11 protein-coding genes and 1 tRNA gene are annotated in these 10,139 nt (G+C 54.9%); 9 read left to right on the top strand and 3 right to left on the bottom strand.

Annotated features, from left to right (window positions below):
- Positions 1–414, top strand: a 414-nt coding sequence (gene recR / locus ACOSYY_RS17770; protein ID WP_421664168.1) for a recombination mediator RecR, incomplete at its 5' end; no start/stop codon positions are given.
- 137 nt (positions 415–551) lie between these two features.
- Positions 552–950, top strand: a complete 399-nt coding sequence (locus ACOSYY_RS17765) for a TraR/DksA family transcriptional regulator (RefSeq protein WP_421664167.1) — start codon at positions 552–554, stop codon at positions 948–950.
- Between the two features lie 50 nt (positions 951–1,000).
- Here the strand turns inward: ACOSYY_RS17765 and ACOSYY_RS17760 are convergent, their stop codons facing one another.
- From ACOSYY_RS17760 to ACOSYY_RS17750, 3 genes are all read right to left on the bottom strand, one after another.
- Positions 1,001–2,149, bottom strand: a complete 1,149-nt coding sequence (locus ACOSYY_RS17760; protein ID WP_421664166.1) for a tetratricopeptide repeat protein — start codon at positions 2,147–2,149, stop codon at positions 1,001–1,003.
- A gap of 120 nt (positions 2,150–2,269) precedes the next feature.
- Positions 2,270–2,611, bottom strand: a complete 342-nt coding sequence (locus ACOSYY_RS17755; RefSeq protein WP_421664165.1) for a hypothetical protein — start codon at positions 2,609–2,611, stop codon at positions 2,270–2,272.
- 127 nt (positions 2,612–2,738) lie between these two features.
- Positions 2,739–2,813, bottom strand: a tRNA-Val gene (locus ACOSYY_RS17750).
- 630 nt (positions 2,814–3,443) lie between these two features.
- On the opposite strand from ACOSYY_RS17750, the gene trmFO reads away from it, so the two are divergent.
- From trmFO to ACOSYY_RS17715, 7 genes are all read left to right on the top strand, one after another.
- Positions 3,444–4,811, top strand: a complete 1,368-nt coding sequence (trmFO, locus tag ACOSYY_RS17745; protein WP_526023345.1) for a methylenetetrahydrofolate--tRNA-(uracil(54)-C(5))-methyltransferase (FADH(2)-oxidizing) TrmFO — start codon at positions 3,444–3,446, stop codon at positions 4,809–4,811.
- Positions 4,784–5,728: a tyrosine recombinase XerC gene (xerC, locus tag ACOSYY_RS17740; protein WP_421664163.1), complete on the top strand. Its 945-nt coding sequence runs from the start codon at positions 4,784–4,786 to the stop codon at positions 5,726–5,728. Before trmFO ends, xerC begins: the two co-directional genes overlap by 28 nt.
- Positions 5,725–6,261 (top strand): ATP-dependent protease subunit HslV, encoded by a 537-nt coding sequence (hslV, locus tag ACOSYY_RS17735; RefSeq protein ID WP_421664162.1) that lies wholly within the window; start codon positions 5,725–5,727, stop codon positions 6,259–6,261. The genes xerC and hslV overlap by 4 nt, the downstream gene beginning before the upstream one ends.
- A gap of 9 nt (positions 6,262–6,270) precedes the next feature.
- Entirely contained in the window at positions 6,271–7,671 is a 1,401-nt protein-coding gene (hslU, locus tag ACOSYY_RS17730; RefSeq protein WP_421664161.1) for an ATP-dependent protease ATPase subunit HslU, read from the top strand.
- A 21-nt stretch (positions 7,672–7,692) separates the two neighbouring features.
- Complete coding sequence (gene argB / locus ACOSYY_RS17725; RefSeq protein WP_421664160.1) at positions 7,693–8,589, top strand: acetylglutamate kinase; 897 nt, start codon at positions 7,693–7,695, stop codon at positions 8,587–8,589.
- A gap of 24 nt (positions 8,590–8,613) precedes the next feature.
- Entirely contained in the window at positions 8,614–9,480 is an 867-nt protein-coding gene (locus tag ACOSYY_RS17720; RefSeq protein WP_421664159.1) for a M28 family peptidase, read from the top strand.
- A gap of 323 nt (positions 9,481–9,803) precedes the next feature.
- Positions 9,804–9,911, top strand: a complete 108-nt coding sequence (locus ACOSYY_RS17715) for an ORF6N domain-containing protein (RefSeq protein ID WP_421664169.1) — start codon at positions 9,804–9,806, stop codon at positions 9,909–9,911.
- Positions 9,912–10,139 lie beyond the last annotated feature (228 nt).

The raw sequence follows: 10,139 nt of genomic DNA, 5'->3' as shown, positions 1-10,139 counted from the left end.
AATATCGCCGAAGCGGACTTGTGCGAGTTTTGTCTCGACCCGAAACGCGATCGGGCCAAGATTTTCGTCGTTGAAGAACCAAGTACGCTGTATGCCGTCGAACGGGCAGGCGCCTATCGCGGACTTTATCACGTTCTATTGGGAGCACTCTCCCCACTCGACGGCGTAGGTCCGGGAGACATCAAAGCTGATGAACTTGTTGATCGCGTGAAACTCGGTGGGGTTGAAGAAATCATTCTCGCGACGAACCCCACCATCGAAGGAGAAGCCACCGCAATCTATTTGACCCGGTTGCTCAAGCCCTTCGGCGTACGCGTTTCCCGAATTGCTTATGGGATTCCAGTTGGTATGGACATTGAGTACGCCGATGAAGTGACGTTGCTGAAATCGATCGAGGGTCGGCGTGATTTATAATCTGTACGGGAAGTTCAAACCCTCGTTGACCCCTCCCATTTAGATTGGTATAGTGCTCTGTTTTTCTCGCGCGCGGAACCTTAGATATGAAAACACGCCGTTCCCGAACACGCACTTCGAGCAAATCGCCGAGCCCCGTGCGCACCAAACGTGCGGTGAGTAAGCCGAAACCACGTGGCGCCCGAAAGGCGAAATATCCCGACATCCGCCGTGACCTCGAACGTCAACGCGAAGCCATCCTGAATGATGTCGGGGAAGTCCTGACACATCGAGGCGATCTCGCAGCATTTCCCGATGTCAGCGACCAAGCATCCGCAGAAGTCGATCAGAATTTTTCCATGCGAATTCGAGAGCGCGAGCGGAAACTGCTCAAGAAGATCGACGAAGCTTTGGAGCGGATGGACGCCGCTACATACGGTATTTGCGAACGCTGTAGCGGAGACATTCCTTACAAACGGCTGAAAGTTCGCCCGGTAACCACCCTCTGCATAGAGTGCAAAACCCTCCAAGAACAGGAAGAACAGGCTCGAGGCTGAGTCGCTTTCTTCGCGCGAATTGAACAAGTATAATTCGGTAAGAGATGGAGTTACTGTTTCAAAGCCTTAACCCGATCCTTGGCATATGCGACACGAGACTCCTCTTCGGTTATACCTTCGACAAGAGCAAGATAGGTTTCGTATTCAGAAATAGCGCGTTTAGGGTTTGTGGTTTCATACACTTCAGCTAGATTGAAGCGAGCGAGAGCATAGTTGGGGCGCAGAGTCACCGCCTTTTCAAATAAACTCAAGCCGGCCGCTTTATCTCCCAATTGTACCTGGACGGTACCGAGATTATTCAGGACCTCCGGGATGTTAGGCCTAAGGGCAAGTGACTGCAGCAATTCCGATTTCGCTTTCTCAAATTGCCCCTTCGCTTGCCAAGTAACTCCCAGTTTATGCCGAGCTTCGGCAAGCCATACTTTATTCGTGAATCCACTGGCAATCGCCTTTTGGTACGCGTCTGCTGCGACATCATAGTTCTTGTCACCGCAGTATGCGAGCTGAGCAGCTTGCCCCCGAGCGAATTGTTGCAAAGACGAGAACGGTTCTTTGTCCTCGGTTCCCTGACTCTCCATTTTTTGTCCCCCCTCGCCGCCTGTCGGATTGCGAAGTCGATCAAGGAACTCGCGTCGATACGGAGAGAAGAGCCTGACATAGGGATCAATAGTGAACGAAGCCTGAAGCAGGACCGGATGCTCAGGGAGACCGGTGACAAGATACTGAGTCGTGGTCTTTTCGTCACCCGTTTCCAGGAGAGCGCTGCTCTCCATGCTTGTTCTTGTTTCCAATTGGGCCACATTCAAGTAAAACTCCACGGACGGTTTCAACTGTGAGAGTGTGCGCCGGAGCACCGGATAAGGTTTGAGGTCTAGCCCTGTCGGGAACGTGAACAGCGCTCCGACAAGAACACCTTCCTGATCGAAAAAATAGGATTCTTCTGCGTGCGAAGCACTGTTTTCTAACGGAATCATGAGTTCATGGCCGCTTCCCCAGTTCTTCGTCGAGTGAACCGTGGCGGGATATTTCCTCGCAAAATCGACCTTACGCTCGCAGAGCGCCGTTGAGGCGAGCAGGATAAGGTCGGTTTTGGACGGAGGGAGCGGTGGCTTGATGGGAGCTGGTGAACCGCTACATCCCATCACCAGGCCCACACTCGCAACGAGTCCGGCCAAAGGCCTGAGCGGAAAAGAATTCATCGGGTAATCCTTGCACTGATGCTCCAACAATACACGATTTGAGGGCGTCTTCGCGAAGAGGAAATTAAAAGGCCCGCTCTTTTGGAAGAGCGGGCCTTCGCGTCAAGGAAAGGACCGGAACTATCGGCGTTGGGCATTCACCATGTTGTCTTCGGCTGTATAGCCGGAGAGATAGGCGAATCCGCTAGCCAGCGTATACATCGGGCGATTGATCCCATAATCGAAAGCATGGCCGATCGGGTTTGCAACAAACCCAAGCCAGCGAAGGGGGTGATCATTGACCGCTGAACCAGCGGCTGGGTCCGAGTAGACCAGCGCGGTGCTGTCCAGAATATTATAAATGCTAGTTGGTGGCGTGTATTCCTTAGAATCGACGCTTGCGCCTTGTTGGTGCGTTGTGCTGCAGCCTGCAGCGACCATTGTCAGCATCACGATACCGATGACATTCTGCGCTAGATTCATCGCAGTACCTCGCTTGGTTAGTGTCTCTGACAAGACAATCAGAAGTGTAGCCGACATCCTGGATTCTGTCCAAACCTTCGACTTTTTGAAGAAACTCCCGAGGTAAAAGAGAGATTTAATGGAAACATGGTGGGCGATACAGGTATCGAACCTGTGGCCTCTTCCGTGTGAAGGAAGCGCTCTACCACTGAGCTAATCGCCCAACCTCGTGAACCGACCGACCGATAGGAGGGAACTCTAGCACTGCCCCTCGTGGGCAGTCAACGCGGGGGTGGATTCGCCTGTTCGTCTCGACCAGCGCATTGAATTTCTAGTGCTGCAGGCGTAGAAATTCTCACGAGTAGCTCCCGTAGGGACCAACAACCATGCAAGCCCATTGTCAGAGCTTTCGTCAGTTCCACCTGCCTCGGTCTGTAGCCGGAACGAGCGGCCGTGGAGAAGACGCTACAGCGCATTCGCAAGACACGGCTGAATGGGATGGAGTACGGCAGCCGGGATGAAACCACTCGGCAGGTCTCACTAGATGAGGTAGACCGGAGTGACTCTACGTCGGTATCATCGGCGAGCGCTATGGTTTAGGCATCATGGAAGAGGGTATCGCAGGGCATCAGAAGAGAGGCTGCCTCGATTCTTTACTTCAAAGACGAAGCGACCATCCCGTCAGATGGCCGGGCCGCCGAAGGGGAGAAACAAATCAGGCTTGCCGTCTGGAGAGCAGAGTTGCGAAAGACTCATGCGCTTGGCACAGTCCGTTCATCGGCGAGCATCTGCGGATTGAGACATACCTTCTTCCAACAGCTCTCACCAGCCCTTTTCCTTGACATGGCAAAAAATCGATTCGTACAATGCACCTTCACTCACCGAGTTCGTAAGTTCCAATCACATGCGTGACGATATTGTCATCGTAGGCGGGGGTCTGGCTGGATCGGAAGCAGCCTGGCAAGCAGCCAATCGCGGAGCCAAAGTCACGCTTTACGAGATGCGCCCCAAAGAGATGACGAAGGCACACAAGACAGGCGGGTTGGCCGAACTCGTCTGCTCAAACTCACTCGGCTCCGCCGATCCTTTAAATGCGCCGGGCATTTTGAAGGAAGAAATGCGGCGCTTGAATTCGCTCGTCATTGCCGCAGCCGAGCAGGCCAGAGTTCCAGCCGGATCGGCGCTGGCTGTAGACCGCGATCAGTTTTCGTCGCATATCACCCGAGCCTTGCAAGGACACCCACAAATCCGAATTCTTCACGAAGAGGCCGCGGACATTCCCATCGATTGCCTCTGCATTATCGCCACTGGGCCGTTGACCTCCGATAAACTCTCTCAGGCCATCCGCGCTGTAACGCAATCACGGCACTTATATTTTTACGACGCTATCTCGCCGATTGTGGACACGGAGTCGATCAACATGGATGTGGTCTTTCGTGCCTCTCGCTATGACAAGGGCGGGGATGACTATTTGAATTGCCCCATGACGGAAGCAGAGTACAATGCCTTTTACGATGCCCTGATGGCTGCGGAAAAGGTACAGCCGAAGGAATTTGAGAAGACGCCCTATTTTGAAGCTTGCGTGCCGATTGAAGTGCTGGCAGAACGTGGCCGCCGGACCATGCAGTTTGGCCCGCTCAAGCCGGTCGGCCTAAAGAATCCACGGACCGGAAGCGAGTCAGCCGCGGTCGTCCAATTGCGCACGGAAAATGTCCATCGCACCTGTTACAACTTGGTCGGCTTTCAGACGAAACTGACCTATCCGGAGCAGAAGCGCGTGTTTCGCATGATCCCTGGGCTCGAGCAAGCCGAGTTCCTCAGGTACGGAAGCCTCCATCGCAACACGTTCATCAATTCCCCGCAGCTCCTTCTCAATACGCTGCAATTCAAAGCCCGCGGCACATTGTTTTTTGCGGGGCAGCTCGTCGGTGTCGAAGGCTATACCGAATCAGCAGCGATGGGAGGCTTGGCCGGCATCAATGCGGCGCGAACCTTGACCGGACAACCGGCGATCACGCCTCCGCCCACAACCGCGCACGGCTGCTTGATTACTCATGTCGCCTCCTCTGATCCTCGCCATTTCCAGCCGATGAATACCAATTTCGGCCTGTTCCCTCCGTTGTCGAACCCTCCCAAAGACAAAGAGAAGAAGCGTCTCGCGATGAGCCGGCGAGCCCTTGAGGATTTTGACTCATGGAAGATGCGATCAAGGCTTTCGTAATGCACCTCCAGGTCGAACGGAACGCGTCACCCGAGACGATTCGCAATTATCGATCCGATCTTCATCAGCTGACGAAGTTCCTTCAACGAACCAAGCAAGAAGCCGTGCCCGTCCACATCAATACGGTCACAGGCAACGCTATTCGCGCCTACCTACACAGCTTGGATCAACAAGGCGAGAAAGCCTCATCTTTAGCCAGAAAGCTGGCTTGCCTGCGAAGTTTCTTTCGGTTTCTCGTTCGCGAGGGACACCTTCATAAGAACCCCACGGAGAACCTGAGGACTCCAAAGTTGCCAAAGCCACTCCCTCGAGTGTTGACAAAGGACGATGCGGCGGCACTCATGGAGTTTCCGACCGGGAAATCGTCCCTTTCCTTGCGCGATCGTGCTCTGCTGGAAACGATGTACTCGACCGGTGCTCGCGTGAGTGAAGTCGTGGGAATCAATCTCGATGACCTGAACGAGACGGACGGACTCGTGTGTTTAAGGGGGAAAGGCCGCAAGGAACGGATGGTTCCGATCGGGGATCTGGCCCTTCAGACGATCAACGAGTATCGCAAGTCCTTGAAACAACCGTCCTCCAGCGGTTATCTGTCGACGACTCCGATGTTTTTGAATCATCGCGGAGGTCGGATCACCACGAGGAGCGTCGCTCGAATGGTGTCTCGATACTCCAGCCGTCTCGCCAGCGGAGCGGTCAGTCCTCATGCCTTGCGGCACTCGTATGCGACTCATCTGCTCGATGAGGGAGCAGACCTCCGTTCGATACAGGAAATGCTCGGCCATGCCTCGCTAAGCACGACACAAAAGTATACGCATCTGGCAATGGATCAACTCCTCACGGTGTATGACAGCGCCCACCCCCGCGCACGGGCGACGCCAAGCCATCTGTCAGGAAAGGCCCGGAAATCGTCATGATCATTCGCTCGACCACTATCCTTTGCGTCCGGCGCGACGGGCAGGTTGCCATGGGCTGCGACGGACAAGTGACCGTTGGAACCACGGTGATGAAGCATAACGCCAAGAAACTGCGACGCTTGCACCACGACCAGGTGCTGGCAGGATTTGCCGGGGCCACCGCTGATGCCTTCACACTGTTCGAGAAATTCGAGAGCAAGCTGGAGGAGTATCGAGGCAATCTCACAAGGGCAGCAGTCGAACTGGCAAAAGATTGGCGAACCGACCGTGTGCTTCGACGATTGGAGGCGTTACTTGCCGTCGCCGGTCGTGAACAATCGTTCGTCATCTCGGGCACTGGCGATGTCGTGGAGCCTGAAGACGGCGTTCTGGCCATTGGATCGGGTGGTCCCTATGCCTTGGCGGCTGCCCGGGCACTTTTGCGCCATTCCCAACTCGAGGCTCCGGTAATTGTCACCGAAGCCATGAACATCGCTGGTTCTATTGACATCTACACCAACCAACAGATTATTGTTGAAGAACTTCGAGGATAACTCACCATCATGAAATCTCTCACGAGCCAGACCGAACCGCTGAATCTCAATAGTCTCACCCCGCGCCAGATCGTCGAAGAACTGAATCGCTACGTCATCGGACAAAAGGATGCGAAGCGGATGGTCGCCATCGCTCTTCGCAACCGCTGGCGCCGCCAGCAATTGTCTCCTGATCTCCGAGACGAGGTGATGCCGAAGAACATCATCATGATCGGGCCGACCGGCGTGGGCAAAACAGAGATTGCCAGACGCCTCGCCAAGCTGGCAGAAGCCCCCTTCATCAAGTTCGAGGCGTCGAAGTTTACGGAGGTCGGCTACGTCGGGCGCGATGTGGAATCGATCATCCGCGACTTGACCGAATTGGCCATCAATATGGTCAAGACACAACGGCTGGCGGCAGTTCAGCAAAAGGCGGAACAACAAGGCGAAGAACGATTGCTCGATCTGCTTTTACCACCACCTCCCCCTCGGCCAGGCTTTGTGGACAGCCCGAACGATCCGGTAGCTCAAGCCTCCTCTCAGGATTCTCACGAAACGACGAGGTCGAAGCTGCGCTTACAGTTGCGAGAAGGGAAGCTGGATGAACGGACGGTTGAGATGGAAGTCAAGGAGCGGAGCCTTCCAGTCGGAGTTATCTCCAACGTAGGCGGACTCGACGATCTTGAAAGCAATCTTCGGGACATGCTGGGTGGAATGTTCCAAGGTAAGAAAAAGAAACGACTTATGAAAGTGCCGGAGGCGCTCAAGCACTTGACTCAGGAAGAGGCGCAGAAACTAATCGATATGGAGGATACCACGCGGGAAGCTATCACCAAGGTGGAACAGACCGGGATTGTGTTCCTCGATGAGATTGACGAGATCGCCGGTCGCGAGCGCACCATGGGACCCGATGTGTCTCGAGAAGGCGTACAACGCGACCTCCTCCCCATCGTGGAAGGCTGCACGGTGAACACCAAGCATGGCCCCATCGTGACGGATCACGTCCTTTTCATCGCCGCCGGTGCCTTTCATGTGGCGAAGCCGTCGGATCTGATTCCGGAGCTCCAGGGTCGATTTCCGATTCGCGTCGAACTCAGCGCGTTATCGAAAGACGATTTTGTCCGCATTCTTACGGAACCCAAAGGAGCCTTGGTCCGGCAGTATCAAGCCTTGCTGGCCACCGAAGGCCTCGTCATTGAGTTCACCAAGGATGGTCTGGAGGAGATCGCCGAGGTGGCGGTGCAGGTGAATGAACGGACTGAGAACATCGGCGCGCGTCGCCTCTTTACCATCATGGAGCGGTTGCTCGAGGAAATTTCCTTCGAGGGACCAGGCTGGCCCGACAAACGGATCAGTATCACCGCTGCCTATGTCCGGGATCGATTGAAAGATATCGTGAAGGATCAGGACCTGAGCCGGTATATTCTATAAAGGTCCGCCGAAAGGCTCAGCATGAACAAACTGATCAAAAAAGCCAACGTCCTCATCGAAGCCCTTCCGTACATGCGCACGTTTCGAGGAAAGACCGTGGTTGTCAAATACGGCGGCCACGCGATGACGGACACTTCCCTCAAGGAACGGTTTGCGCAAAACGTCGTCTTGCTGAAGTATGTAGGAATCAACCCGGTCATCATCCACGGCGGCGGACCTCAAATCGACAAGATGCTCGACCGGCTCGGCATCGAAGCAAAATTCCGCCATGGTGTTCGGATCACCGACGAGGCCACGATGGAAATCGTGGAAATGGTCTTGGCGGGAAAAATCAACATGGAGATCACTGACCTCATCAACCGACACGGTGGCAGCGCGGTCGGTTTGAGCGGGAAGGATGGCGGCTTGATTCTCAGCAAGCCGCTGACGGCCAAGGCCTGGGCGGAAAGCCTTGATCGCGAGTTGGACGGGGAAGACGGCGAAGGCGACTTTGGATTAGTGGGTGATGTCGAAAGAGTTGATCCTGGTTTGTTACGCAACCTCCAGGAGGATCACTACATCCCGGTCATCGCGCCCATCGGAACGGATCGCGAAGGCAACACGTACAACATCAATGCCGATCTTGTCGCGGGAGCCGTAGCCGGAGCGCTTCGCGCAGAGAAACTCCTCATGATGACCGATATCAAAGGCATTCGCGACGCCAACGGACGCCATTTGTCCACCGTATCACGCAAAGATGTGCAGCGCATGATGAAAAAAGGGACCATCACGGAGGGGATGATTCCGAAAGTCCATGCGTGCCTGGACGCCTTGGGCGAGGGGGTCGGGAAAGCCCACATTATTGACGGGCGTATTCCCCATGCCATTCTTCTCGAAATCTTCACCCGCAAGGGCATCGGGACCGAAATTGTGAATTAATTTCTCCGCGTGCGGACGAACCACGTGCCCGTTGATCACTATCAACTCAACAACGACTTGCATCGCCTCATAGGCGAGCGTCATCCACTCTCTTCTCCGATTCGCCTCCAGGAAGCAGAAGCCTATCTCCACCGACAGTTCTCTGAAACAAGCCTGACCGTCACGAGGCAACCGTTCCAGGCGTTGGGCGGCACTTACCATAATCTGATTGGAACCGCGATTCCCGACACCCAGCGCCACCGTTCCGCACCCCCGCTGATCGTCGCCGCGCACTTCGATACTGTGCAGGGGTCTCCCGGCGCCGATGATAACGCCAGCGCCCTCGCGGTGATGCTCCAGATCGCTCGCCAGGTCCGAGCCATGAAATTGGCCAGACCGATTCATTTCATAGGCTTCAACTTGGAAGAAGAGAACTTGCTCGGCAGCTCCGCCTATACAGCGCTTCTGAGAAAGAATCGTGAAGCGATTCACGGAGCAATCGTGCTGGAATGCGTCGGCTATGCGAGTCAGCGACCAAACTCGCAGAAGATCCCTCCCGGTGTGCCCATCGCCGTGCCCACAACTGGAAATTTTCTGGCCGTGATCGGCAACGAACAATCGCGTACTTTGACCGGCGCAGTTGCCCAGGCCATGAAGTCGCACCTCTCGATCGTTCCACTGGTCGTACCGGGTAACGGAGAAAAGCTCCCGGATACCAGACGCAGCGACCATACCCCCTTCTGGGAACAAGGGTTTCCCGCCGTCATGCTCACCGATACCGCCAACTTCCGCAATCCTCATTATCATCGATCGACGGACACCCTCGACACATTGAATCTAGATTTCATGACTTCGGTGGCCGATGGTCTCATGGCCGCTGTTATTGAATTGGTCGGCCGACCTTCTGCATAGCTTTCATTGTCTGATTTGGCTGGACTGCCCACTGCCCAACGCAAAGCAATGGGTTGGGTGATCATCTTTAGGATCACCATGTCATGAGACTGTTCATCGATTCTCACGCACTTGCCAGCCGCTTCAATGAAGATGAAGCCGTGTGGAGCCGTTACGAGCAGAAACGCAGACTGCGCCGGTTATGTGGCTTGTAGACACCACTCCCAGTAGAGTCCTCGATGCTCTCGACTAGCTTGAAGCGGAGCAGGAATGCCGAAAGACACCATGCATTGGGAGGCAGATCGCATGAAGCAGCCCAAACCTCTTAAGTCCCTTGTTCCGACATTCGAGACCACAGGGTGATGCTCGACGCCGATTTGGCCGGCCTCTATAGCCTCGAGACACGAACGCTGAACCCGGCAATGTCTTATCGATCTCAGCCAGGCGCTTGAGAATGGTTCGATTGGCTGCGATATGCCTACCCATCTGGATGAATGCCAGTTGCTTCCCTGGCACAAGGAGGATTTGATCACACCTGGGTAGTCAGCGTGCTCAATCATATGGAGCGTTTCCACACCTCTCCGCAGACTCCTCCCCTGAAGCCACGACGTTCCGCTCTTTACTATCGCATTGAGAACCGTGAGTAGTTCCGCATGCACGCCGTCAACGCAGCTTCTTCG

It is taken from the genome of Nitrospira sp. BLG_2 (genome assembly GCF_049222245.1).
Note: the sequence above shows the minus strand (reverse complement) of the source record. Positions and strands in the feature narration are given on the sequence as shown.

What these genes read in the sequence shown, in the direction of transcription:
- ACOSYY_RS17760 (WP_421664166.1), bottom strand. Translation starts at nt 2,149, where the DNA reads ATGAATTCTTTTCCGCTCAGGCCTTTGGCCGGACTCGTTGCGAGTGTG.
- ACOSYY_RS17755 (WP_421664165.1), bottom strand. Translation starts at nt 2,611, where the DNA reads ATGAATCTAGCGCAGAATGTCATCGGTATCGTGATGCTGACAATGGTC.
- xerC (WP_421664163.1), top strand. Translation starts at nt 4,784, where the DNA reads ATGGAAGATGCGATCAAGGCTTTCGTAATGCACCTCCAGGTCGAACGG.
- hslV (WP_421664162.1), top strand. Translation starts at nt 5,725, where the DNA reads ATGATCATTCGCTCGACCACTATCCTTTGCGTCCGGCGCGACGGGCAG.
- hslU (WP_421664161.1), top strand. Translation starts at nt 6,271, where the DNA reads ATGAAATCTCTCACGAGCCAGACCGAACCGCTGAATCTCAATAGTCTC.
- argB (WP_421664160.1), top strand. Translation starts at nt 7,693, where the DNA reads ATGAACAAACTGATCAAAAAAGCCAACGTCCTCATCGAAGCCCTTCCG.